We start from the raw sequence: 25,617 nt of genomic DNA, 5'->3' as shown, positions 1-25,617 counted from the left end.
CAAACCAAATCGAAAGTGAGATGTACCCCGTGGATTCATTGCGAAAGCTTATACAAGACATCTTTGAACAGAATTCGCTGATTACAGCGACCTGGAGCCAGCTGCGCAGACGGGACAATGTCTCGTATACCAAAGTGCAAGTCAAGCCGGTGACACTGAAGAATCAGCTGCATTATCAATTTGCATTTCATTATAACAACAAAGTGCTGCACGAGAATTTGACTCCGGCTGAAGCGGCTGAGCGCATGACTTTGTTATGCGAAGAGACGTTTCGTCAAGGGCTGCTCTGTACGACCGAGGCAGACTATCAAATTTTGATCAGCAAAAAATATAAAGTATCCATTCTGACCAAATCTGCTTCCAAAACTGCGGTGGATCTGTCGCATAATCGCAAGAAGCAATATGTATTAGAAGAAGGCGTACCCGTATCGTTCCTCGTTGAACTTGGTATTATGAACGAAGAAGGTCGTGTGCTGGCCCGCAAGTATGACAAGTTCAGACAGATCAACCGTTTCCTCGAAATGGTGCAGGATGTCATACCACATCTGCCGGAAGGACGTCCACTGACCATCGTTGACTTTGGTTGTGGCAAGTCTTATCTGACATTTGCGTTATATCATTATCTGTCTGTACAACAACGGCGTTCACTCAAGATTATTGGGTTGGACTTGAAGGCAGATGTAATTGAACACTGTAATGATCTGGCTAATCGATTGCATTATGGCGATCTGAAGTTTCTGGTTGGAGACATCGCGGACTACGATGAATTGAATGAAGTGGATATGGTTGTCACGCTGCATGCCTGTGATACAGCTACCGATGCTGCTTTGGAGAAGGCAGTTCGTTGGGGGGCTTCTGTTATTCTGTCTGTTCCTTGCTGTCAGCATGAACTGTTTGACCAAGTAGAGGCTTCCGTGATGAATCCGTTGTTGTCCCATGGCATCCTCAAGGAACGTTTTTCCGCACTGGCTACGGATGGGATTCGTGCCAAGTTGCTTGATCTGATGGGATACAAGACACAATTGCTTGAATTCATCGATATGGAGAATACGCCTAAAAACATATTGATTCGTGCTGTTCGCGGTCAGGCTGGCGAAGTGACGGAGATGTGGAATGAATATACGGCTTTCCGTGATTTCATTCATGCTGATCCATATTTGGAGCGGGCTTGTGCCGATTTGCTTCCTGGCGATGGCAAGCAGGCCGATGGGAAATCAAATTCGAGCAAAGAAACCGTTCAAGATTCCGCAAATTGCGACCTTTGCTGAGTGTGCCAACGCCAATCCAGGGACATACTGCAATTAGGGTCCCTGAATGTAAAATGATATTCAATGCACATACTGCGTAGCAAGCAACATCATAACTGTCAGATGTATATCAGGCAGAAGGACCCGTTATCGGGATCTTCTGTCTTTTTGTTATGCATATGGAGCGGTGGAAGGAAGGAGGGTGTATAAGGATGAAGAATAGGACAATGCATAAGGGAGTTGTAAAGTATAGACGAGGGTATGCGGCGAATGAGGAAATGATGGAACAGGCGTTTGAACGGTCTCACCACGCAAATGGTACAGAATATGTAGATAACAGGGACTTATGTAATGGGGACAGTAAGGGTAGTAAAGACAGTACATATAATAGGGAAGATACATATAACAAAGATGGTACGTATAAAAAAGATGATAAAAATAATTCAAATGGAGCTATTCAGACCGATGCGTCAGGGCGTTTTTCTCAAAGTTTGAGGTGTAAACGTTATTCAGGATGGGGTTGGACTGTTGGGGTAGGCATACTCTCCATTGTCTTGCTGCTTGCAGGATGTCTGAGTCGAGGGCTGTACTATTCAGCGGATCTGTACCCTGTCCTTTTGATCGCAGGAGGAAGCATATTGATTATGTTTTTGTTTTTCCTTGTAGGTATTCGTCCGCAGAAGGCGAGTGAACGAATACCCATGTCATTGGGGCAGGGTCGGGGGAGACTCCAACGAATCGTTGAGAAAATTTTTCGATTTCCAGGAATGTGGCGGGTATTATGGCCGCTGGGGATGATGACATGTTTTGGGCTACATGCATGGGTAGGCTCAGTGAGTAAACAGGGCAGCATGGATGAGATGCTGCGGTGGAGCCTGCTTGCGATGTTTACGCTGCTCACTGCAATACTGGCTGCGCGCACGAATGGTGCGCGTTGGTTAGCCTGCGGTTGGCAGATGGCAGGCGGCTTACTTGTGCTAAGCGGCATCTTTGCCGTGTGCGGGATATTGCCGCTGCCCTTCGGGGTGATGCGGACTGCTGACCCCGAGATCAGTTCCGCCGGAGCAAGGCTCGGCGGACTATTGCAGTACCCGAATGCGTACGGTGCCGTTGTTGGCATGTACGCATTGGAGCGGCTGACAGCCACCGCGCGAGTCATAGCCCGGCCTGTACCGGCCGGGCGACTCATCGCGGCAGTGATGCCGCTCATGCCTGCGCAAGCCGCGCTCCTGCTGAGCGAGTCGCGCGGCGCTTGGCTGGCGACCGGCTGCGCCGCGGTCGCCGCCTTTGCTTTGCAGCGGCGCGGTGCCCGCCTGCCGCTGCTACTGGCCATGGCCGCGCCACTGGCGTGCGCGGCCTGGCTGTACCGCCAGCTGGCTGCTGCCCAGCTGGCGCCTGCACCCGTGCCCGGCCTGCTGGCACTGGCCGGGGCATGGGCAGCTGCGCTGCTCGGCACGCTGCTGCTGTGCCGTCTATGGCACAGCGGCGCCGCCAAGGCTCCGCGCGCCGCTGCTCTGACGGCCATTGTGCTGGCGGGAGCCGCCGCTGCACTGATGGCCGTGGCCTCCACCGCCGATCGCCTCGCGGCGGGTGTCGGCACTGGGATGTCCCGCCTACAGATGTGGCGGGACGCCCTCCAGCTGTGGACCGAGGCCGCATGGCTCGGCCACGGTGGGGATACATGGCGCAACATGTTCCGCGCCATTCAATCCTCGCCTTATGTTGGAGGCGAGGTCCACAACGGCCTGCTCGATCTCGCCCTGGACACGGGCATGATCGGCATCCTGCTTGTCGCAGGGTGGTTTCTCCTCACCCTGCGAAGCATCTTTTATTTTGCACCGCAGCTCATGCCATCCGTGCTTGTTTTTGGCCTGCATGGGGTGATGGACTTTGACTGGAGCTTTACATTATTTTGGATGCTCTTCATCTGGCTCGGTGCTTGGGCAGTCGCATTGAAGACGGAAACAGAGGGGGGCCAGCGATCCGGCGTAACTGTGAAATACACTCCTGTCAGATCCAAATCGGGATCTAAATTGAGATCTAAAACCAGATCTCTTTTCTTGCGATATTTATCAACCCAATCCCACCCATCAGCTGTCCCGATGCGTTCCTTCTTTCATATTTTTCAGCGAGTAACTGCTCGGCTAATAAGGGTATCCACAGTGATGATCATTCTTTTCTGGATTGGTGGAACAGTCTGGCTGACCTCTCGATATGCCGTAGCAGAAGTGCAGTACCGTCAGGCGATGTCTGAACCGGATGGCACTCCAGCGCAGAAGGTGCATCTTATGGCTGCTCTTCAGTCTAACCCGAATCGAGCGGATATCGTGATATCCTTTGCGCGAACGCTCCCGGTACGAGAAGCAGAAACACTCCTTTTAAACAGCTTGTCCCATTCCCCGATGCACCCTCAGATTTACATCGAACTGGGACGATTGGCAGCCCAATTCGACGAAGGACAGCAAGCTGGAGAATATTTTGAACAAGCGATCGCATTGAATCGGTATGATGGCATTGGCCAATCCACGGCTTTGTATTGGATGGAGCAGGCAACGCGGCGGGAATGGAAGGCAGGATTCACGGATCGAGCCCGACAGACTGCCGCCGCTGGTGTACAGATGTATGAACGGTATCAACTGTTGGCTGAGGAAGTGGAAGCAGGAAACGTTCGCAATGATCGTCGTTTTGTACTGGAAGAACATGCTCCAGGCTATGGAGAGAACCTGCGCAGGCTTGCTTCGGGTTCTTCTCCTCCGTTTACTCCAGAGTTGACTAAGCGGAGCCCTTGAATCACTGCTGGATCTTGACGCTAACCCAAGCGAAATGATGATGGATGTCAACGTCTAAAAATTCTGGGAGTCCAAGCTGGCTGCTCCTCGCGGATGGGTATGCGATTTTCTAAGGAACACAGGACGTCTTATTTGGCCTTTAGCTCCTCCTTTTAAATTGTAAGGAACATCAGACACGTTATTTCCGGAAATTCCCTAACAAAAACCCTATAAAAGTCCAAAAATTCCGATATAACGTGTCTCAGATTCCTTAGATTTCTAAGAGTGCTTCAAATCCTCGAATAAGACGCCTAAGATTCGTTACCGCTCATGGGCTTGAACTTGAGTATGAGTATGAGCATGAGCATGAGCATGAAAATATACTCTCAGCTTATGTTCATGCTCCCCATGGTGGTCGGCTCCATGCTCTGCTCGATCCGTAAGCCAGAGGACGACCCTGAATTCCGCCCAGAGCGAAGCTTTACATCATAAGTGAGCAATTCGCATTTATGTTGTCTCTATCGCTTGCTCGTACGTGAAGGGAGGCACTAACATCACACGTTTAAGGACACAGTGCCCGTGCCTGTTCCTAACATGTTCAGATTCGCTTCAGCTTTGCTGCGTCTTTCAGTAGGTTTGAAGACACAGCTATCTGCCTCATTCCTCCATATCTACAGACGATAACCGCCAAATGCATGCTGAAACGCATCTTTTAATGGTTCAACATCTACTTCCCACATCGCTGCGATCTCGGCACTGACATCCTTGTTCCACCACTCACATAATTTCTTGCGGTTGTCGCGATTCTCCCCAATCCAGAGCAGATTTGTGATCACCTTACCGTAATAATATTCTTCCGCCTGCTTCATCCGTTCGGGAGAGACATATACTTTTAGTCTTTTGGCTGTCCGGTACAATTCCTTGCTGCATGCCCTGCGAATTCCTCTGGCGGAAGGAAGGTTTTGACCAGATTGCGTATGTTTGACCGGCGGAGAACCGGGTATTGACTTGTGTGACATCTTCTCACGCTCCTCTCCCCATACCATATGCGGACTGCTGCGAACGGGACACTATCCCAACCTCGTGAAGTAGCAACGTCCACAGCCCTGTGATAAAATAGGGACGAACATCCATGGTGCGGAGGGGCACCGCCAATCAGGATGGAGAAAGAGGGTTGAGATGGACGCTATTCATAACCTTGTTGGCCAATTGTTCGATTGGATTCAAAGTCTTGGGTACTTTGGAATCATGCTTGGATTAATGTTGGAAGTTATCCCAAGCGAAATTGTGCTGGCGTATGGAGGTTTTCTCGTTTCACAAGGTAATATCAACTTCTTCGGTGCTATGATTTTTGGTACGGTGGGCGGTGTGATTGCCCAGTTATTTATTTACTGGATTGGCCGTTATGGCGGCAGACCTGTGCTTGAACGCTACGGTAAATACATACTCATCCAGAAAAAACACATCGACCATTCCGAGGAGTGGTTCCGCAAGTATGGTACAGGTGTCATTTTCACGGCTCGTTTTGTTCCGGTGGTAAGACATGCAATCTCCATCCCGGCTGGCATCACGAAAATGCACACAGGCAAATTCATCTTGCTTACTACACTCGCTGTTATACCTTGGACTGCATTGTTTATATATTTAGGGATGATTCTTGGAGATCAATGGAAGCATATTGATGAGAAAGCGGCACCATATGTTATGCCTATTTTGCTTGTCGCTCTCGCCCTTATGATCGTTTATGTACTTATTAAATGGATGAATGTTCGTAAAAAGAAAGGAAGTGTCTAGTCATGGGTAAACCCAACTTGTCTCACAAATTCGGTAAAGGTCTTCCACCGAAAGATTTTATCGAGAGTATGACCAAGAACCAAAGTGAATTCCAGGCCAACTATGATAGCTTTACTTGGTCGAACGAAGAGGATCGTGAGTTCTTTGAGAGCCTGAACCATCGCGATGATCTGCGTGTGTTAATTCTGGCTGCTGACTGGTGCGGGGATGTTGTCCGTAATATTCCGGTTGTGTTCCAGGCGCTTGAAATCTCAGGAATCCCCACTGAAGTTCTGATCATGGAGAACCATCCGGAAGTGATGGATGAGTTCCTGACGATGGGTGGCCGTTCCGTGCCAGTCGTTATTTTTGCAGATACAGGTGGTCATGTGTTAGGTCAGTGGGGACCTCGTCCGCAGCATGTACAGGAAGTCATGATTGAATTCAAACGCCTTAATCCAGATCGTGAAGCAGCAGATTATCAAGAAAATTTGGCTGTAGCACGTCAAGAGATTGGTAAACGTTATGGGGAAGGAACGGAGTCACATGCGGCCATTATCCGTGAGCTGCGTGAACTGATTTCGGGTTACTAAGCCGATATGCTTAACATTCGTACGTTTACACTAGGCCCGCTTCAGACCAATGCGTATCTCTTACAAGGAGATGATCCGGGTAAAGCCGTCATTATCGATCCAGGCATGAATCCAGGGCCGCTGCTTAAGGCGATCCAAGACTTGGAGATTGAAGCGATTCTCCTCACTCATGCTCACTTTGATCATATGGGCGGGGTAGATGAGATCCGTAAATTGAAGGGATGTCCCGTTTATCTTCATGACTTGGAGAGTGACTGGCTCACCACCCCGAAATTAAATGGATCTTTGAATTGGCCGCAGGCGACACCACCGCTTTCGACAGATCCTGCTGAATATGCCATGGACGAAGGGCAGAAGCTGAATCTGATTGGGCATACGTTTAAAGTGTTCCATACACCTGGACATTCCCCAGGCAGTGTAAGTTTGCTTTGTGATAACGACCTGTTTGCCGGTGATGTGCTGTTCCGCATGGGTGTGGGCAGAACGGACCTGACAGGAGGGCGTGAACGGGATCTGATTGATTCAATCCAGAACAAGCTTTACACCTTTGCTGATGAAGTGAAAGTATATCCAGGTCATGGTCCCAAAACGACCATTGGTTATGAGAAACAGAACAATCCTTACGTGTCCGCAAGATAATCCGACATGATATGTGAAGAAAGTCTGGACAAGTGACAACTTTTTCATTAGAATAGCAATTAGTTGTTACAAGCGTTAAGGCATCATCTAACTGAAGCATTACCAAGAAACACCCAACCTCGCGAAGCACGCAGACTGTGGTCTATACCCGGTTTGCGTTCTTTTTTTGTTTTCAGCCCCTTTTTATCACAGAATTAGCCTTTTTTACGCTACATAGAGATGCAAGATGCGCTTCATCACAAGCCAGTTTTAGACCAATAGCAAGTTAGCAGCAAGTACAGATTGTTTAAAGCGATGAATTTAAGAAATAGTAGATCATGAGAGTGGGGAATATCAAAGTGGAGAAAACAAGAGTTATTCCGTTGAATCAGCGTGTCGAGTATCCGATCATTGAAGAAAACCGTCGCATATTGGAAAGTGGGAAAAGAGAAACAGGTACTGAGCGAGCTTTAATACATAACCCTAGCATGGCCAATGAAGTGGTGAAGTCTCAGCAGAATATATGGGCAAGCCGTGTTTTAAGAAACGGAGCCCGCAACCAACCGTGGTTCGACAAGCTGCAAGATTACCGGAATCAAGTCTGATTGCCCGGGAAATTGTCGGGTTTGATTTTTTTTGATTTCATTGAACGTTTTTGCAGAGCCTGTCGTATTAACTCCAGATTGAACGGGAAGCAGGTGATTTCATGATAGAGGCAGCTGAGCTGGAAGAGGTACGCAGAGCAGTATCGGGAGACGATAGCGCACTCGCAGCGTTGTTGCAACGTCACTACACGTTTGTGTATAAGTATCTTGTCAAAGTGATGATGGATGCTAACCTCGCAGAAGAGACGGTGCAGGATACGATGATTCGTTGTATGGAAAATATCCATCGATATGATGGCACGTCTGCCTTTTCATCATGGATGATCACCATTGCGACTCGCATCTATATCGATAAGACAAGACGTAAGAAGAGAGAACAGAACTGGCTTTCTCTCATTCGGGATCAGGCTGTACGTCGATTCCGCTGGCAGCTTGAGACTCGGAATGAAGAATGGACAGATGTCATGGATGCGATGACAAGACTGACACCCGAACATCGTGTAGCAGTGCTACTGAAGCATTATTATGGATACGGATATGACGAGATCGGGGAAATGCTGGGTATTCCTGCGGGAACGGTGAAGTCACGCACAGCTTATGGTCTCCGTCAGTTAAGAAAGGAGCTGGAGTAAGGATGAGCAGATCAGATGATGCACAAGAACAAGAAGTTGTAGAACGATTGCAGCAACACATGAAAGTGCTGGATGATGCATTTGAGCCGACAAGCATTCCTTCTTTGGGTGCACTTGAAGCCCAAGTCAGGGAACGGAGACAGATTAGACGTCGAGCCAATTGGATTGAGATGATATGTTTTTGGTTGGTTGGATTGCTTGCCATTACCTTTAGTGCATTATTTTTCGTATCTGCTCCAGCTCTATATCTGGGAATTCAGGCTCTTGGTACAGCTGTTGCGGTGATTTTGGTTGTAATCTGGGCCGGATGGCGCCGGAAGGAGGTTCATCATGAATAAAATGCATTATTCATTGGATGAGATTTCTCCACTGTGGCTTACATTGCTTGGCATTTTTCTTCTGGTTCAGGGCACATGGATTTTTCAGGACGCACGCAGACGTGGACGTTTCCCTTGGTTATGGGGATTATGGGGCATCACAGGATTTCCTACGCCGCTCATAATATATTGGTTTGTCGTGATTCGATCACAGCGCAAGCCAGGTGTACGGAATCAGAAATAACATCATTTTAAAAATGGAAAAAAGATTTTGCACAAATATGTTGTTTAATTCTAGTATTCCTAGACATCGTTATTCTTTTCTAGTAGACTATACAAATAAATATTAATGATAGACTACCAGGAGGTTAGACGATGCTGCGATTAGGAGAGAAGGTTGTCATCGTCGCGGATGCGTTTGAGCAGAATCTTCCTGTGGGGGAATATGGTTTCATCATCGCTTATGACCGGAATCCGGACAATGCGTTCGATTACGTGCTTCGAGTGCCGCAGGTAAACCGGAACTTTTTTGTTCCATCCGGCGACGTCGATCTGGAAGAGGTTCTGCTGAAGCAGGAAGCTGAGCGGGTCGAGCGAGAAGCGTTGATAGATTACGCCCTTGCGACACACAATGAGAAGCTGTTTCATCATCTGATGAACGGAGATTTTCAAGCTGTGGAAGAGGAAGAGGAAACCGCGAACGATGTTATGTCACAGGCGGATTTTATAAAGCAGGTTAATCTGCGTGCATGGATTTAGAATTTTAAGAGTCGGCTGATGCCGGCTCTTTTTTATTTTATAAGTTCGTTTTTAGCTTCCCAGAAGTCAGTCAGGTCATTTGCATTGAATTGTCGAACTATCTCACCTATAATGAAAAAAGTTATCTTGAGACTTTAGCCCGTTAAACGAGCGATTCGTTTCAGGTCGTTTCGGGAATCAGAACGAATGAAGGAGGCATCCGCTAATGAGTATTTCGAATAATGACGTTCAGCATGTGGCCAAGCTTGCCCGGCTCAACTTGACTGCTGAAGAAGAACAGACCCTGACAGGTCAGCTGAACGCGATTTTAAAATATGCAGAAAAGCTGAATGAGCTGGATACAGAAGACATCGAGCCCACCACTCACGTTCTGCACGTAAGCAATGTTATGCGTGAAGATGAGACCAAAGAAAGCCTGTCGATTGAACAGGTGATGCGCAATGCACCGGAAGAAGAAGACGGGCAGTTTAAAGTGCCTGCAGTAATGGAATAACGGATAACCGGAAGGAGGACAAAAACTGTGAGTTTATTTGAACAATCGTTGCCTGAGTTACATAACAAGCTGCATGCCAAAGAGCTGTCGGTCAGCGATTTGGTGGATCAGGCGTATCAGAACATTGGTGCGCATGACGATAAAGTTAAGGCATATTTGGCACTGGATGAAGAACAAGCACGCGCTCGTGCACGTCAACTGGATGACCGTCTGGTTAGCGGCGAGGAGAAAGGTTTGCTTTTTGGTCTGCCTGTAGGTATTAAGGATAACATCGTTACGAACGGACTGCGCACGACGTGTGGTAGCCAATTCCTTCGTAATTTCGACCCGGTGTATGACGCGACAGTTGTCGAGAAATTGAAAGATGCGGACACCGTAACTATTGGTAAACTCAACATGGACGAATTCGCCATGGGCGGCTCCAATGAGAATTCAAGTTTCTCCCCTGTACGTAATCCATGGGCACTTGATCGTGTTCCAGGAGGTTCCAGCGGTGGTTCGGCAGCAGCTGTAGCTGCGGGAGAAGCATACTTCACGCTTGGATCAGATACAGGTGGCTCCATCAGACAGCCTGCTTCGTATTGCGGTGTTGTTGGATTGAAGCCGACGTATGGACTTGTTTCCCGCTTTGGATTGGTTGCATTTGCATCATCCCTGGATCAGATTGGTCCTTTGACGAAAAATGTTGAAGATTCTGCTTATGTATTGCAAGCCATTGCTGGTTATGACGCCAAAGATTCGACATCTGCAAAAGTAGAGATCCCGGATTATTTGAGTGGACTGACAGGTGATGTTAAAGGGCTTCGCATTGCCGTTCCGAAAGAATACATCGGTGAAGGCGTAGATCCACAAGTGAAAGAGACAGTTTTGTCTGCATTGAAAGTTCTTGAAGGGCTCGGGGCAACATGGGAAGAAGTATCCCTTCCGCATACCGAATATGCGGTGGCTACGTATTACCTGCTGGCATCTTCAGAGGCTTCTTCCAACTTGGCTCGATTTGATGGCGTACGTTATGGCGTGCGTGCTGACAATCCGGATAACTTGCTGGATCTGTACCATCAGTCCCGCAGTCAAGGCTTTGGTCCGGAAGTGAAACGACGTATCATGCTCGGAACGTATGCACTCAGCTCGGGTTACTATGATGCCTATTATCTGAAAGCACAGAAGGTACGTACATTGATCAAACAGGATTTCGACAATGTATTTTCCAAATATGATGTGATTATCGGACCAACTGCGCCAACTACGGCGTTCAAACTGGGTTCACAGGTGGATGATCCACTTACGATGTATCTGAACGATATTTTGACTATTCCGGTTAACCTTGCTGGTGTACCTGCTGTTAGCATTCCATGTGGATTCTCGGATGGATTGCCTGTTGGCCTGCAGATTATCGGTAAAGCCTTTGATGAAACAACCGTATTGCGTGTAGCGCATGCGTTTGAACAAAATACAGAATTCCACAAGCAGCGTCCGCAGCTGTAGACTGCCCGGAACGGAGGAATATAGAAATGTCCGCATCTAAATATGAAACGGTCGTTGGACTTGAAGTCCACGTGGAGTTGCATACCAACTCCAAAATTTTCTGTGGCTGCTCCACAGCTTTTGGAGCTCCGCCGAACACGCATACCTGCCCGGTCTGTCTCGGACATCCGGGTGTACTGCCTGTACTGAATCGTCAGGCGGTAGACTATGCTATGAAGGCAGCGATGGCCCTGAATTGTACGATTGCTGATGTCAGCAAGTTTGACCGTAAAAACTACTTTTACCCCGATTCACCCAAAGCCTATCAGATCTCGCAATTCGATCAACCGATCGGTGAGAATGGCTGGATTGATATCGAAGTGAATGGTGAAACGAAACGAATCGGCATTACACGTCTTCACTTGGAAGAAGATGCAGGGAAGCTTACACATATCGATGGCGGATACGCGTCTTTGGTGGACTTTAACCGTGTCGGTACTCCACTTGTGGAGATTGTATCCGAACCTGAGATTTCTTCTCCGGAAGAGGCACGTGCGTATCTTGAAAAAATGCGTGCAATCATGCAGTACTGTGATGTGTCGGACGTGAAGATGGAAGAAGGATCACTGCGTTGTGACGCCAACATCAGTTTGCGTCCACATGGACAGGAGAAGCTGGGAACAAGAGCCGAGCTGAAGAACATGAACTCCTTCCGTGGTGTTCAGCGTGGTCTGGAATATGAACAATACCGTCAGGCTGAGATTCTGGATGATGGCGGTGAAGTGGTTCAGGAGACGCGTCGCTGGGACGAAGCTCAAGGGAAAACACTGTCGATGCGTGGTAAGGAACAGGCGCATGACTATCGTTATTTCCCGGACCCGGATCTCGTGAAGCTGCATATCGACGAAGCCTGGAAAGAGCGGATCAGAGCTACCATACCTGAGCTTCCAGACGAGCGCAAGGCGCGTTACACGGCTGATTATGGATTGCCTAGTTATGATGCAGAGGTTATTACCTCCTCCAAAGCTGTGGCAGATCTTTTTGAAGATAGTCTGAAATACACTCAGGATGCGAAGTCCGTATCCAACTGGATCATGGGCGACTTGCTGGGTTACCTGAATACGAGCAACCTTGAAGTGACTCAAGTTCCACTGACAGGTCAAGGCTTGGGTGAGATGATTGGGCTGCTTGAGAAGGGCACAATCAACAGCAAAATCGCCAAAACGGTATTCAAGGAAATGCTGGAGAGCGGCAAGCTTCCACAGCAGATCGTTGAAGAGAAGGGTCTTGTGCAGATTAGCGATGAAGGCGCCATTCTTGCCATCGTTGAGCAGGTTGTAGTGAATAATCCTCAATCCGTGGAAGACTATAAAGCTGGTAAACAAAAAGCCATTGGCTTCCTTGTTGGTCAGGTTATGAAAGAAAGTAAAGGCAAGGCGAATCCCGCTTTAGCCAACCAACTGCTTGCAGATGTACTGAACCGCTAATCCTTCCGGTGAGGCCGGACAGAAAGAGGCTCGTCCCTGTGACAGCCTCTTTTTGGTATTGATAAATACAAATGTATTTCGGACGGGGGAACGGATATGAACATTCAACCATTGTCACTGAGTGATCTGGAGACGTTGGGACAGTTATGGAGACTACAACATGTGGCCTATCGATTGGAAGCCGAAATCATCGGATTTCAGGAGATTCCTCCTTTGATGGATACGATGGAGACACTTCGGGATTGTGGAGAGAGTTTTTATGGTTGTATCCATAATGACGGAGAGCTTATCGGGGCTGTCGCTGTAGCGGAGGAAGAGGAGAACACACTGACCATTACACGAATGATGGTGCACCCGGATCACTTTCGCAAGGGAATTGCGGCATCTTTGATGACGTATGTGTTGGAACAGCATGCGGATCTTCCGCGTTATATCGTCTCCACAGGAACGCTGAATCAACCCGCAGTGAATCTGTACACCAAATTTGGTTTTAATCCCGTGGAGGTCACACAGATTGCACCTGGAGTGGAATTAACGACTTTTCACAAGAATAAACTTTAATAATATTAACAACTTGAGGAGGAATACCAACTTTGGGCGATCCCTGGTTCATTGATGAGTGGCACATTTTATTACGATTATTGCTGGCTATGCTGCTTGGAGGGCTCGTAGGCCTGGAGCGGGAACGGTCCAATCATGCTGCCGGTTTGCGTACCCATATCCTGGTATGTCTTGGTTCTGCATTAATTATGATGTTATCTGTTTATGGCTTTAAAGATTTTGCTAATGAATTAAATGTAAGGATTGATCCAGCCCGTCTGGCTACTGCTGTAATTACTGGTGTCGGATTCTTGGGAGCAGGGACAATTCTCTTCACGGGAAAATCCATTACCGGACTGACTACAGCTGCTTCAATCTGGGTTGTTGCAGCCATTGGGCTCGCAGCAGGTGCGGGATTCTTTTTTGCCTCTATCGTATCCACCGTTCTGGTATTGCTTAATCTCTGGGTATTTAACAAATTAGAGCTAAGGTATCTACGAGGGAACAAACTGCATGTTGTTACACTTCATACCTTGTCAGAACCCGGTTTTCTCGAACAACTGTCTTCATGTATGGAGCAGGAGAAGATCAAAATTCGTAAAATTACCGTGAATGAACAGGACTTGGCTTATGCAGAGATGGTGTCGGTTGAACGTAAAATTGAGATTGTGTTACATGTTCAGGTACCGCATGATTTCCAAACGGTAGGCTTGGTATCCAAGTTAAGACAATGGGAACACGTTACCAAGGTGTCGATCGAATAATGAATTACAACCCTCCCCAGGCCAGTAGTGCCGGAGGGTTTTTGGTCATATCCATATTTCTTCCAGTTACTCTCCTTGCTCTTTAGGGTACTATCTAACCAAATGCATGAAGAGCGGAAGGTCAGATCAGAAGAGAGGAGTATGTTATGAAACGGAGACGTCAATTGAACCAAAATACTCGTACAGTTCAGACCAAACCGGTCAGAAATCGGACTCACAAGTTTATTGCGGGATTACTGAGTGCCATTATTCCTGGCCTGGGTCATATTTATCTGAGATTGTACATGAGGGGTTTGACCTTTATGCTGCTTGTTTTGCTTGATCTGTCAGCAGTGTTGTACTTCTCATCTATTGGTATACAGATTAATGTGCCATTGCTCATCTTACTGGCTTTGTGTATTCCGGTTATTTACTTTTACAATGTATATGATGTATTGCAATCTGCGGATTGGGTCATGATGCGCAGACGTAGAGCCGTAACCCAGGCAACTTCGGACAAGCCGATATCCAATGAACGTTCTACACGAGATGCAATGATGGTCTGGGAGAGAGGCATATCGTTTGGATTACTTCTGATTGTGGGAGGGTCTTTGATGGTACTGTTTTTCCGCAAACCACGTTGGTTTCAAGAGCTTCTCGCCATGTACGGCGGATATTCATTTGCGGTTCTCATGATCGTAGGCGGTTTGCTTCTGTTTGGTCGTGAGTTCTGGGTGATGTTGAACAAGAAAAAAATGTAGTGGAAACGATACAAGGAGGGAACGTGATGAACCGTAAAGTCCGGGTTGGCCGCTATACGGCTGCCGCCTTAATCATAGCGGTCGGTGTGCTGTTGATTTTGGATAAACGGTGGGGAACTGACTACGTATATGAGATGGTGGACTGGTGGCCATTTTTGCTCGTTGTTTTGGGTGTTGAATATATTGTGCTGTTCCTGTGGACACGCAGAAGAAACAAGGTGCAATCGGATAACCCGAGCAATCCTGATGAGCAAATCAAAGTGCGTTTCAGACCCGATGCCAAAGGCATTCTAACCTCACTGATTTTGGCAGCTTCCGTATTTATCGTCACCGAGCAGGATCATTACATGCACTTATGGAATAGAGTGAGTCTAAATCTCGGAGCGGCATCCATGGACTACAGTCAAGCGGCAGGATATATGGAGGATAAGGGCACGATTCGTGTACCTGTTCGCATGGATACGTCAGACCTAGTGGTTGAAGGTGTCAACGGAGATATCTCGGTACAACGCGGAGATACGGATGAGATTGAAGTACGGACGGTGATCTGGGTAGATCAGACGACGGAAGTACAGGCAAAGGCCGTTGCAGCAGCCTCTTTTGTAGAGGCCGATGGTACAAAAGTGATTTATATCAAAGCTACAGGCAAGACGTATGGAGACAATGAAAAAACGCAGCCGCGTATGAATCTTACCATAACGATCCCGGATGATCGTCGTTTTAATCTGGATATTCGAACTTCCAATGGAGCCATATTATTAAACCGTCCGGAAGCCATTAGTACCATACTGGCCGAAACGGGTAACGGACGTATCCGGATTACCAATGCTGTTGGAGATATCTCCGGGAAAACGTTGAACGGGGATGTCATTGTAGCCAACGCCATAGGTAATGTCGATCTGGACAGTAACCGTGGAGATATGAAGGCTCGCGGTATTTCCGGCGATGTAGATCTTGCTACACAAGTGGGAAGTATCAGTATTGCGGACTCCGTTGGTGAATTCATCGCAGAGACACGCAACGGTAATATTACGCTGGATGGAGCCAATCTGGGAATCAAAGCCCAATCACTTAATGGCAGTATTAACATCGTATCTACCAAAGTCGGAGGGGACTGGGATGTGTACAGTGCGGTGGGAGCCATTAACGTATTACTTCCTGATCGTGGAGACTATAGTCTTGCGGGTTCCAGCAGTTATGGAGATCTAAGTACGGATCTGCCGTTCAAAGTACAGAATAAAACCATAGAAGGCCAGCTCGGTGAGGGCGAGTACAGGGTGAAAATTGAAGGCAACAGTGATCTCACCATTCAGAGTAACCCGGCTGTATCTACGCCTGAAACAGTTACACCTGATTCTGAAGATACGGCTGAGAATCTGGAACAGACAACCGAAGACGGAGCAAATTCCCAGGAGGATTCTACAGAGGTTCCTTGACTGCCGCGTTGACAATAAACTTGTAATCGCCGTACAATAAATGTACACTGGCAAGATTACACGGCATGAAAGATGGATTGTCGTTCTTAATGGCCGGGAATCAACTCTGAGCGAGGAGACGGTAACTTACTCTTCACCAGAGAATGAAAGGTAAGGCGGTGGGTTTTATGGCAACACGTGTCCAACATGCGTTGGAGCATCTGAAAACGACCGGTGTCCGTATTACACCCCAGCGTCATGCCATATTGAACTATCTGATGGAATCCATGGGGCATCCGACAGCCGATGAAATTTACCGAGCCCTTGAACCCCAATTTCCCAGTATGAGCGTGGCAACGGTATATAATAATTTGAAGATGTTTCTGGAAGCTGGCATGGTCCGGGAATTGACATACGGAGATAATTCAAGTCGCTTCGATGCCAATGTGACGGATCATTATCATGTTATCTGTGATCAATGCGGCAAGATTGAAGATTTCAGCTATCCTTCACTCAAAAGTGTAGAGCTTCAGGCGGAGTCTAGTACAGGATTCGAAGTACACGGTCACCGATTGGAAGTATATGGCGTTTGCAAAAGTTGCAGGGATTAAGAGAGTTGAATTACAATATTAACGTGCAGAATTCAGTATGGATTCTTCACGTTTTTTTTTTAGCATTTATGCAAAATGCTCATCTTTATAACAACTTATGCGCACATCCTTATGATCAGCATAATTAACGGAGGTAGACGTTTGGGTAGAAAAAGCAGATATACACGTCAGAAGCGACGTTCATTTTGGCCCGGTTTTCTCGGGGCTTGTCTGATCGCCGGGGGGGCTTACTGGCTTATAACAAATGTATGGTTGAACCAGACCCATGAAGACCCCGACTGGGTAGGAAGAAGCCAGCCTATTTTTGTAGATGGGCAACTGATGGATGGAGACGCTCTGGGTACAGGAGATCAACTCAAGTTGCCTGTAGATGTGCTGCAAGAAGCGATTGATGCAGGCATACGTTATGAATCAGAATCGGGAGATATCATTATTGCCTCTCCTCAGCGAGTCCTTCATATGAAAGATGGAAGCACACAAGCAGAACTTAATCACAAAGATTATCCTATGACAGTTAAGCCTGAGGTTAAGGACGGAGAAGCCTATATTCCGCTCAAACCTTTGAAAGAAGTATATGGCATAACCGTACAGGAAGATTCAGTAACAGGTGCTGTGCTGCTGATGCGTGGTGGAGACATGATACAGTATGCAGAGATTGATACGTTATCATCCAAAGCCGACAAAACGGTGCCGTTATATAAACGTGGGGGAGAATCCTCACCAATCATTGCCGACATGGAAAAGGATGCACGGGTACGTGTTTGGCAGACGGGTGATAAACAGAGTTTTGTTCAACTCGATAATGGATACGCCGGATATGTAGATAATGATTATATTGTCCTCACCGAGAAAAAGAAGGTGGACTTGCCCAAGTATACGCTGACTGCAGTAGAGAAGAAGTGGCAGAATAAACCGGTAAATCTGGTTTGGGAAGCCGTGTACAATCGTCAGCCTGATGTGGGCTCTATCGGTAAAATGCCAGGTGTGAATGTGGTCAGCCCCACATGGTTTCATATTACGGATGGACAGGGCACCGTGAAAAGCAAGGGAAACCAAGCTTATGTGAACTGGGCTCACCGTTCGGGTATGGAAGTATGGGGACTCATGGATAACAGCTTTGATCCGGACGTTACAAAAGAAGCTGTAGCTTCTTACGAGACACGCACTCATATTATTGAGCAAATGTTAGAGTATGCACAGACGTATCAACTGGATGGTATCAACATCGATTTTGAGAACGTGTATACCGATGACGGGCCGAATATTACGCAGTTTGTGCGCGAGATCAAGGCGATGGCTCGTATACATGGATTGATGTTATCAATCGATGTAACACCAAAATCAAACAGTGAGATGTGGTCTGCCTTTCTGGATCGCCGTGCATTAGGTTCTTTTGCAGACTATGTTATTGTGATGGCTTATGATGAACATTGGGCGGCCAGTCCCAAGGCAGGTTCGGTAGCATCTCTGCCTTGGACCGAGGCTTCCATGAGACGCATACTTGAGGAGGATGAAGTCCCTTCTAACAAGTTGATCATGGCGGTTCCGCTCTATACCCGGATATGGACGGAAGAGACGAATGATCAGGGTGAGGTTAAAGTGTCTTCCAAAGCGGTGGGCATGAATGCCATTGTGGAGCTGATTCAAGAGAAGAAACTCAAACCTGAACTGGATCAGGCAAGTGGACAGAACTATGTGGAATATAAGGAAGACGGAGCTACCAAGAAAATATGGATCGAAGATGCCGTGTCCCTTCAGGCGCGTGTGGATTTGATTGCTTCGCTGAAGCTGGGCGGAGTAGCAGCATGGAATCGAAGTTTTGCTAATGCTTCTGCATGGGAGGTATTGAAGCAGGCCGGGTACCAGAAATAATTTACTCGAACTCAGAGTGTCTGCTTGCTCCAATTTATTTTCACTAAGTTCAAAGTTTCTCATTGGATACCATCATACGTACAGTATACCGTTTTATTGGTCGTAGAACTTATAACTTAATTTCATATTTTAGCTATTGATAACTGCAATCAGGGCTCACTTATAAGCCAAGTCCAAAAAGGTCCGGTAAACATACCGGGCCTTTTTTTGTTCTTCAATGAAATTAAGGTAAAAGACATTTAGCGGTTGGAGATCATATCGTGCTAACCATCGGTGGGGGGAGCTTGTGTAGAAGGCGCTTTCAGTTGTTGACTGGTCATGTTGGCCTTATTAGGGTCCAGGGTGAGGATGGTATGACAGAACATACAACGATCCGTTTTGCCAAGCATTTTGGTTAACTTCCCGCATTCCGGACAGTCGACTTGTACCGCGCTGGTGGAGAGCATACCCGCCCAGAAATAAATGGCTAGACTGGCCATCATGGCAATCAGTCCGATGACGAGCCCTACAGCTGCGAATACCTTGCCTGCATGTCCCCAGAAAACAATCCCGGCTGTTCCCAGTATCATTAGGCCCATACCTAGCATGGTCAGTAGTAATCCCCAAGTGCGAAAAGCATTAATTTTTGCTGATTTAAAAATCATGAAAAATGCTCCTATCGTATGAGTAGTATTGGACCTGGAAAAGAAGGAAACTTCAGTCTGGATGTAGAATTACATTATAACTGACTTGGCGCTTATCTGCCATGAAATGTATGGAGGGAATCGTGGAATTAAAGAACCTTGCTTTTTTGTCCGAACAGTCGGAAGAGACAGGGGCAGTTGGGGCTATCGCTTATTCCCACCCGGGAGAGCGATTCCACGGCTCCCTAATTCAAGATTTCGAATTATTAGTACTTGTTGTTCATAATGATGATCAATTGAAGTCGACGGTCGGACATTACAGATATGGTGATCTTCGTTATCAGATGATCTATGCGAGCCGTCATGAATTAAAGAGTAGTGTAGTAACCGGGAATCATAATAATCTCACCCAGTGTCTGATTGAAGGTGAGATTATCTGGGAAGCGGACAGCGCCTTAAGTGATTTGCGAGAAGAACTGTCTACCTTTGGGGCAGAATTGCGTGAGCAGAAGCTGCTTCATGAATTCACCAGTTTCTTGAGAATGTATGTGGAGGCCAAACGTCATATTCAGGAAGGTCATGTTGTAGACGCCTACTACAATGTATTAGAGGCTCTGGGGAACTGGGCAAGAATTGTATTGATTGAACAGGGGATATACCCGGATCATGCCGTCTGGACACATGTGCAGAATCTGGATCGCGCTTTATGGAAACTTTATCAAGAGCTTACCGTAAGCTCGGAGACGCTGGAGCAACGAGTAGAGCTTGTCCTGCTTGCCTGTGAGTTTTCCGTAATGTCCAAAATGAGTGAGTGCTCAGAACTGCTGCTGCGTGTGTTAAGAAGTCGCAAGGAGCCGTGGAGCATGAATGAACTTGTTCATCATCCACAGTTAAGATTTGTTCGAGAAGATCTGCCTTTGGTAATACGTAAGCTGGTCTTTCGTTCTATTGTAAAAGAATCGGCAGGATGGCCATCAATCGGAGGAGAGGGCCGGGAAATTCGGTATTGGATTGAGGCATAACCTTTTCCAGAGGCCTGACATTATATTGATCACATAAGGGAGGGGAAACCTTCCTTTTTTGTTTGTTTAATAATTTATAAAAAGATGTTGACTCTCATTCACGATATATGATACATTATATTTCGTTCCTTAAACGAGATTATCGTCAACAAACGATAAATTCTTCAGAGGAAAAGTGAAGAACTAAAGCTTCAAAAAAGAACTTAAAAAAAGTTCTTGACGAAAACAAACGAAATGTGTTACATTATTTAAGTCGCCGCCGAAACTTGGTTGAGACGAAAAAAAGTAAAACAAATCGTGTTTGATCTTTGAAAACTGAACAACGAGTGAGTAAACATTCTGCTTGCAGAATGAACGCGAAAGTTTGAAACAAGCCTTGGCTTGAATCGACTGGAGCACAAATGAGATTTTTAATCTCGTCAGATTCAAAATGAGCTTATCGCTCTTTTCAATACTTTATTGGAGAGTTTGATCCTGGCTCAGGACGAACGCTGGCGGCATGCCTAATACATGCAAGTCGAGCGGACTATCAGAGAAGCTTGCTTCTCTGATAGTTAGCGGCGGACGGGTGAGTAACACGTAGGCAACCTGCCCTCAAGTTTGGGACAACTACCGGAAACGGTAGCTAATACCGAATAATTGTTTTCTTCGCCTGAAGGGAACTGGAAAGACGGAGCAATCTGTCACTTGGGGATGGGCCTGCGGCGCATTAGCTAGTTGGTGAGGTAACGGCTCACCAAGGCGACGATGCGTAGCCGACCTGAGAGGGTGATCGGCCACACTGGGACTGAGACACGGCCCAGACTCCTACGGGAGGCAGCAGTAGGGAATCTTCCGCAATGGGCGAAAGCCTGACGGAGCAATGCCGCGTGAGTGATGAAGGTTTTCGGATCGTAAAGCTCTGTTGCCAGGGAAGAACGCTTGGGAGAGTAACTGCTCTCAAGGTGACGGTACCTGAGAAGAAAGCCCCGGCTAACTACGTGCCAGCAGCCGCGGTAATACGTAGGGGGCAAGCGTTGTCCGGAATTATTGGGCGTAAAGCGCGCGCAGGCGGTCATTTAAGTCTGGTGTTTAATCCCGGGGCTCAACCCCGGATCGCACTGGAAACTGGGTGACTTGAGTGCAGAAGAGGAGAGTGGAATTCCACGTGTAGCGGTGAAATGCGTAGATATGTGGAGGAACACCAGTGGCGAAGGCGACTCTCTGGGCTGTAACTGACGCTGAGGCGCGAAAGCGTGGGGAGCAAACAGGATTAGATACCCTGGTAGTCCACGCCGTAAACGATGAGTGCTAGGTGTTAGGGGTTTCGATACCCTTGGTGCCGAAGTTAACACATTAAGCACTCCGCCTGGGGAGTACGGTCGCAAGACTGAAACTCAAAGGAATTGACGGGGACCCGCACAAGCAGTGGAGTATGTGGTTTAATTCGAAGCAACGCGAAGAACCTTACCAGGTCTTGACATCCCTCTGATCGATGCAGAGATGTATCTTTCCTTCGGGACAGAGGAGACAGGTGGTGCATGGTTGTCGTCAGCTCGTGTCGTGAGATGTTGGGTTAAGTCCCGCAACGAGCGCAACCCTTATATTTAGTTGCCAGCACTTCGGGTGGGCACTCTAGATAGACTGCCGGTGACAAACCGGAGGAAGGTGGGGATGACGTCAAATCATCATGCCCCTTATGACCTGGGCTACACACGTACTACAATGGCCGGTACAACGGGCTGCGAAATCGCGAGATGGAGCCAATCCCAACAAAGCCGGTCTCAGTTCGGATTGCAGGCTGCAACTCGCCTGCATGAAGTCGGAATTGCTAGTAATCGCGGATCAGCATGCCGCGGTGAATACGTTCCCGGGTCTTGTACACACCGCCCGTCACACCACGAGAGTTTATAACACCCGAAGTCGGTGGGGTAACCGCAAGGAGCCAGCCGCCGAAGGTGGGATAGATGATTGGGGTGAAGTCGTAACAAGGTAGCCGTATCGGAAGGTGCGGCTGGATCACCTCCTTTCTATGGAGAATCGTTTCCTGCAACGGAAACATTCAAATATGCAGCTTAGCTGCAAAAACACTCACTCGTTGTTCGGTTTTGAGAGCTCAAACTCTCAAACAGCTTGCTTTTGCATGGAGCTTGTTCTTTGAAAACTAGATATCGAAACGAAACAAACGCGAATTAGAACATTCCTTTAAGCTGATCTTGTGTAAACAAGTGAAGTGTTTTTATAAGGTAGATTGCACGTACGATGGTATCGAATGGGAGCGACTTTTGGCTTTGCGCAAGCAAAACAAGGGAAGCGAGCAGTCGAAACCGGAGCACGAGGTTAAGCTACTAAGAGCACACGGAGGATGCCTAGGCGCTAGGAGCCGATGAAGGACGTGGCGAACAACGAAACTGCCTCGGGGAGCTGTAAGCAAGCTTTGATCCGGGGGTGTCCGAATGGGGAAACCCAGCTGGGGTAATTTCCAGTTACTCACAACTGAATACATAGGTTGTGTAGAGGCATACCAGGGGAACTGAAACATCTAAGTACCCTGAGGAAGAGAAAACAATAGTGATTCCGTCAGTAGCGGCGAGCGAACGCGGAGAAGCCCAAACCAAAGAGCTTGCTCTTTGGGGTTGTGGGACGTCTCACATGGAGTTACAAAGGAACCGGTTAAGCGAAGAGGTCTGGAAAGGCCCGCCAAAGAAGGTAAAAGCCCTGTAGTTGAAAGTTGGTTCCCTCCGAGACGGATCCCGAGTAGTGCGGGGCACGTGAAACCCCGTATGAATCCGGCAGGACCATCTGCCAAGGCTAAATACTTCCTAGCGACCGATAGTGAAGCAGTACCGTGAGGGAAAGGTGAAAAGCACCCCGGAAGGGGAGTGAAATAGAACCTGAAACCGTGTGCTTACAAAAAGTCAGAGCCCGTTTTAGGGGTGATGGCGTGCCTTTTGTAGAATGAACCGGCGAGTTACGTTCCCGTGCAAGGTTAAGGTGAAGAGCCGGAGCCGCAGCGAAAGCGAGTCTGAATAGGGCGATGTAGTACGTGGACGTAGACCCGAAACCGGGTGATCTACCCCTGTCCAGGGTGAAGGTGCGGTAACACGCACTGGAGGCCCGAACCCACGCATGTTGAAAAATGCGGGGATGAGGTGGGGGTAGCGGAGAAATTCCAATCGAACTCGGAGATAGCTGGTTCTCCCCGAAATAGCTTTAGGGCTAGCCTCGGAAAACAGAGTCGTGGAGGTAGAGCACTGATTGGGTGCGGGGCCCGCAAGGGTTACCAAGCTCAGTCAAACTCCGAATGCCATAGACTTACTTCCGGGAGTCAGACAGTGAGTGCTAAGATCCATTGTCAAAAGGGAAACAGCCCAGACCATCAGCTAAGGTCCCCAAGTGTGTGTTAAGTGGGAAAGGATGTGGAGTTGCACAGACAACCAGGATGTTGGCTTAGAAGCAGCCATCATTGAAAGAGTGCGTAATAGCTCACTGGTCGAGTGACTCTGCGCCGAAAATGTAACGGGGCTAAACACACCACCGAAGCTATGGCTTGATGCTTTGCATCAGGGGTAGGGGAGCGTTGTATAAGGGTTGAAGGTGTACCGTAAGGAGCGCTGGACATTATACAAGTGAGAATGCCGGTATGAGTAACGAAAAGATCAGTGAGAATCTGATCCGCCGAAAGCCTAAGGGTTCCTGAGGAAGGCTCGTCCGCTCAGGGTAAGTCGGGACCTAAGGCGAGGCCGAAAGGCGTAGTCGAAGGACAACAGGTCGAAATTCCTGTACCACCGTAAGCCGTTATGAGCAATGGGGGGACGCAGTAGGGTAGTGACGCGGACTGATGGATGTCCGTCTAAGCAGTAAGGCTGATGTGTAGGCAAATCCGCACATTGTAAGGCTGAGCTGTGATGGGGAGCGAAAATTATAGTAGCGAAGGTCATGATCTCACACTGCCAAGAAAAGCCTCTAGCCAGGTGATGGTGCCCGTACCGCAAACCGACACAGGTAGGCGAGAAGAGTATTCTAAGGCGCGCGGAAGAACTCTCGTTAAGGAACTCGGCAAAATGACCCCGTAACTTCGGGAGAAGGGGTGCCCCGGTAGTGTGAATAGCACGAGGGGGCCGCAGTGAAAAGGCCCAAGCGACTGTTTAGCAAAAACACAGGTCTGTGCGAAGCCGTAAGGCGAAGTATACGGGCTGACGCCTGCCCGGTGCTGGAAGGTTAAGGGGAGTGGTTAGGAGCAATCCGAAGCTGTGAACCGAAGCCCCAGTAAACGGCGGCCGTAACTATAACGGTCCTAAGGTAGCGAAATTCCTTGTCAGGTAAATTCTGACCCGCACGAATGGCGTAACGACTTGGGCGCTGTCTCAACGAGAGATCCGGTGAAATTTTAATACCTGTGAAGATGCAGGTTACCCGCGACAAGACGGAAAGACCCCATGGAGCTTTACTGCAGCTTGATATTGAATTTGGGTACGATCTGTACAGGATAGGTGGGAGCCTTTGAAGCATGAGCGCCAGCTTGTGTGGAGGCAACGTTGGGATACCACCCTGATCGTATCTAGGTTCTAACCTGGTACCGTAATCCGGTGCGGGGACAGTGTCAGGTGGGCAGTTTGACTGGGGCGGTCGCCTCCTAAAGAGTAACGGAGGCGCCCAAAGGTTCCCTCAGAATGGTTGGAAATCATTCGAAGAGTGCAAAGGCATAAGGGAGCTTGACTGCGAGACCTACAAGTCGAGCAGGGACGAAAGTCGGGCTTAGTGATCCGGTGGTACCGCATGGAAGGGCCATCGCTCAACGGATAAAAGCTACCCTGGGGATAACAGGCTTATCTCCCCCAAGAGTCCACATCGACGGGGAGGTTTGGCACCTCGATGTCGGCTCATCGCATCCTGGGGCTGAAGTAGGTCCCAAGGGTTGGGCTGTTCGCCCATTAAAGCGGTACGCGAGCTGGGTTCAGAACGTCGTGAGACAGTTCGGTCCCTATCTGTCGTGGGCGTAGGAAATTTGAGAGGAGCTGTCCTTAGTACGAGAGGACCGGGATGGACGTACCGCTGGTGTACCAGTTGTTCCGCCAGGAGCACCGCTGGGTAGCTATGTACGGACGGGATAAACGCTGAAAGCATCTAAGCGTGAAGCCCCCCTCAAGATGAGATTTCCCAGTATGTAAGACCCCTTGAAGACGACGAGGTAGATAGGCTGGGGGTGGAAGTGCAGCAATGCATGGAGCTGACCAGTACTAATCGGTCGAGGGCTTATCCAATAGCAAGTTGTAATTCGCGTGTTTCGTTTCG

General features: G+C 48.1%; 22 protein-coding genes and 2 rRNA genes. 22 read left to right on the top strand and 2 right to left on the bottom strand.

Annotated elements, in window-relative coordinates; all coding sequences use genetic code 11:
* The first annotated feature begins 20 nt into the window (after positions 1 to 20).
* Together MHH25_RS25940 and MHH25_RS25935 are read left to right on the top strand one after the other, a co-directional pair.
* Entirely contained in the window at positions 21 to 1,268 is a 1,248-nt protein-coding gene (locus tag MHH25_RS25940) for an SAM-dependent methyltransferase (protein WP_047841566.1), read from the top strand.
* 191 nt (positions 1,269 to 1,459) lie between these two features.
* A complete protein-coding gene (locus MHH25_RS25935; protein ID WP_340018522.1) occupies positions 1,460 to 4,036 on the top strand; it encodes an O-antigen ligase family protein in 2,577 nt (858 codons plus the stop codon).
* Between the two features lie 650 nt (positions 4,037 to 4,686).
* On the opposite strand, the gene MHH25_RS25930 is transcribed toward MHH25_RS25935, so the two are convergent.
* Positions 4,687 to 5,034 carry a hypothetical protein gene (locus MHH25_RS25930; RefSeq protein ID WP_036607010.1) on the bottom strand — a complete coding sequence of 116 codons (348 nt, stop codon included), beginning with the start codon at positions 5,032 to 5,034 and terminating at the stop codon, positions 4,687 to 4,689.
* A 160-nt stretch (positions 5,035 to 5,194) separates the two neighbouring features.
* Here MHH25_RS25930 and MHH25_RS25925 point away from each other — a divergent pair, with 160 nt between their 5' ends.
* The 17 genes from MHH25_RS25925 (at position 5,195) to MHH25_RS25845 (ending at position 18,698) form a co-directional block, all read left to right on the top strand.
* Positions 5,195 to 5,809, top strand: coding sequence for a DedA family protein (locus MHH25_RS25925; RefSeq protein WP_340018521.1), 615 nt, complete (start codon positions 5,195 to 5,197; stop codon positions 5,807 to 5,809).
* A 2-nt stretch (positions 5,810 to 5,811) separates the two neighbouring features.
* Positions 5,812 to 6,381 (top strand): thioredoxin family protein, encoded by a 570-nt coding sequence (locus MHH25_RS25920; RefSeq protein WP_017692292.1) that lies wholly within the window; start codon positions 5,812 to 5,814, stop codon positions 6,379 to 6,381.
* A gap of 6 nt (positions 6,382 to 6,387) precedes the next feature.
* On the top strand, positions 6,388 to 7,020 hold the full coding sequence (locus MHH25_RS25915) for an MBL fold metallo-hydrolase (protein ID WP_036607016.1): 633 nt from the start codon (positions 6,388 to 6,390) through the stop codon (positions 7,018 to 7,020).
* 338 nt (positions 7,021 to 7,358) lie between these two features.
* A complete protein-coding gene (locus MHH25_RS25910; RefSeq protein ID WP_340018520.1) occupies positions 7,359 to 7,604 on the top strand; it encodes a hypothetical protein in 246 nt (81 codons plus the stop codon).
* 101 nt (positions 7,605 to 7,705) lie between these two features.
* Positions 7,706 to 8,236, top strand: a complete 531-nt coding sequence (gene sigY / locus MHH25_RS25905) for an RNA polymerase sigma factor SigY (protein WP_340018519.1) — start codon at positions 7,706 to 7,708, stop codon at positions 8,234 to 8,236.
* A 2-nt stretch (positions 8,237 to 8,238) separates the two neighbouring features.
* Positions 8,239 to 8,574: a YxlC family protein gene (locus tag MHH25_RS25900; RefSeq protein ID WP_036607022.1), complete on the top strand. Its 336-nt coding sequence runs from the start codon at positions 8,239 to 8,241 to the stop codon at positions 8,572 to 8,574.
* Complete coding sequence (locus MHH25_RS25895) at positions 8,567 to 8,797, top strand: hypothetical protein (RefSeq protein ID WP_179088694.1); 231 nt, start codon at positions 8,567 to 8,569, stop codon at positions 8,795 to 8,797. The genes MHH25_RS25900 and MHH25_RS25895 overlap by 8 nt, the downstream gene beginning before the upstream one ends.
* Positions 8,798 to 8,928: 131 nt before the next feature.
* Positions 8,929 to 9,312, top strand: a complete 384-nt coding sequence (locus MHH25_RS25890) for a hypothetical protein (protein WP_024631336.1) — start codon at positions 8,929 to 8,931, stop codon at positions 9,310 to 9,312.
* 205 nt (positions 9,313 to 9,517) lie between these two features.
* On the top strand, positions 9,518 to 9,805 hold the full coding sequence (gene gatC / locus MHH25_RS25885; RefSeq protein ID WP_036607033.1) for an Asp-tRNA(Asn)/Glu-tRNA(Gln) amidotransferase subunit GatC: 288 nt from the start codon (positions 9,518 to 9,520) through the stop codon (positions 9,803 to 9,805).
* Positions 9,806 to 9,832: 27 nt separating this feature from the next.
* A complete protein-coding gene (gene gatA, locus MHH25_RS25880) occupies positions 9,833 to 11,290 on the top strand; it encodes an Asp-tRNA(Asn)/Glu-tRNA(Gln) amidotransferase subunit GatA (protein WP_340018518.1) in 1,458 nt (485 codons plus the stop codon).
* 26 nt (positions 11,291 to 11,316) lie between these two features.
* Positions 11,317 to 12,756, top strand: a complete 1,440-nt coding sequence (gene gatB, locus MHH25_RS25875; protein ID WP_340018517.1) for an Asp-tRNA(Asn)/Glu-tRNA(Gln) amidotransferase subunit GatB — start codon at positions 11,317 to 11,319, stop codon at positions 12,754 to 12,756.
* A gap of 96 nt (positions 12,757 to 12,852) precedes the next feature.
* Entirely contained in the window at positions 12,853 to 13,317 is a 465-nt protein-coding gene (locus tag MHH25_RS25870; RefSeq protein WP_076319628.1) for a GNAT family N-acetyltransferase, read from the top strand.
* Positions 13,318 to 13,349: 32 nt separating this feature from the next.
* Entirely contained in the window at positions 13,350 to 14,060 is a 711-nt protein-coding gene (locus MHH25_RS25865) for an MgtC/SapB family protein (RefSeq protein ID WP_017692302.1), read from the top strand.
* Positions 14,061 to 14,206: 146 nt separating this feature from the next.
* Positions 14,207 to 14,800, top strand: coding sequence for a hypothetical protein (locus MHH25_RS25860; protein WP_083684937.1), 594 nt, complete (start codon positions 14,207 to 14,209; stop codon positions 14,798 to 14,800).
* Between the two features lie 26 nt (positions 14,801 to 14,826).
* The gene (locus tag MHH25_RS25855; RefSeq protein ID WP_076253605.1) at positions 14,827 to 16,236 is read left to right on the top strand and encodes a DUF4097 family beta strand repeat-containing protein; all 1,410 of its coding nucleotides are present in this window, start codon (positions 14,827 to 14,829) and stop codon (positions 16,234 to 16,236) included.
* 167 nt (positions 16,237 to 16,403) lie between these two features.
* Entirely contained in the window at positions 16,404 to 16,826 is a 423-nt protein-coding gene (gene perR, locus MHH25_RS25850; RefSeq protein ID WP_026081471.1) for a peroxide-responsive transcriptional repressor PerR, read from the top strand.
* A 141-nt stretch (positions 16,827 to 16,967) separates the two neighbouring features.
* Entirely contained in the window at positions 16,968 to 18,698 is a 1,731-nt protein-coding gene (locus MHH25_RS25845; RefSeq protein ID WP_340018516.1) for a glycosyl hydrolase family 18 protein, read from the top strand.
* Between the two features lie 263 nt (positions 18,699 to 18,961).
* Here the strand turns inward: MHH25_RS25845 and MHH25_RS25840 are convergent, their stop codons facing one another.
* On the bottom strand, positions 18,962 to 19,342 hold the full coding sequence (locus tag MHH25_RS25840; protein WP_017692307.1) for a DUF2614 family zinc ribbon-containing protein: 381 nt from the start codon (positions 19,340 to 19,342) through the stop codon (positions 18,962 to 18,964).
* A 122-nt stretch (positions 19,343 to 19,464) separates the two neighbouring features.
* On the opposite strand from MHH25_RS25840, the gene MHH25_RS25835 reads away from it, so the two are divergent.
* The 3 genes from MHH25_RS25835 (at position 19,465) to MHH25_RS25825 (ending at position 25,586) form a co-directional block, all read left to right on the top strand.
* Positions 19,465 to 20,343: a nucleotidyltransferase-like protein gene (locus tag MHH25_RS25835; protein ID WP_036667991.1), complete on the top strand. Its 879-nt coding sequence runs from the start codon at positions 19,465 to 19,467 to the stop codon at positions 20,341 to 20,343.
* A 456-nt stretch (positions 20,344 to 20,799) separates the two neighbouring features.
* Positions 20,800 to 22,352: ribosomal RNA gene (locus MHH25_RS25830) — 16S ribosomal RNA — on the top strand.
* Between the two features lie 308 nt (positions 22,353 to 22,660).
* Positions 22,661 to 25,586 (top strand): 23S ribosomal RNA (locus MHH25_RS25825).
* Together the 16S and 23S rRNA genes form the textbook arrangement of a ribosomal RNA operon.
* Positions 25,587 to 25,617 lie beyond the last annotated feature (31 nt).

Origin of the sequence: Paenibacillus sp. FSL H3-0457 (assembly GCF_037981725.1) — a bacterium.
GTDB classification, from domain to species: domain Bacteria; phylum Bacillota; class Bacilli; order Paenibacillales; family Paenibacillaceae; genus Paenibacillus; species Paenibacillus amylolyticus.
Note: the sequence above shows the minus strand (reverse complement) of the source record. Positions and strands in the feature narration are given on the sequence as shown.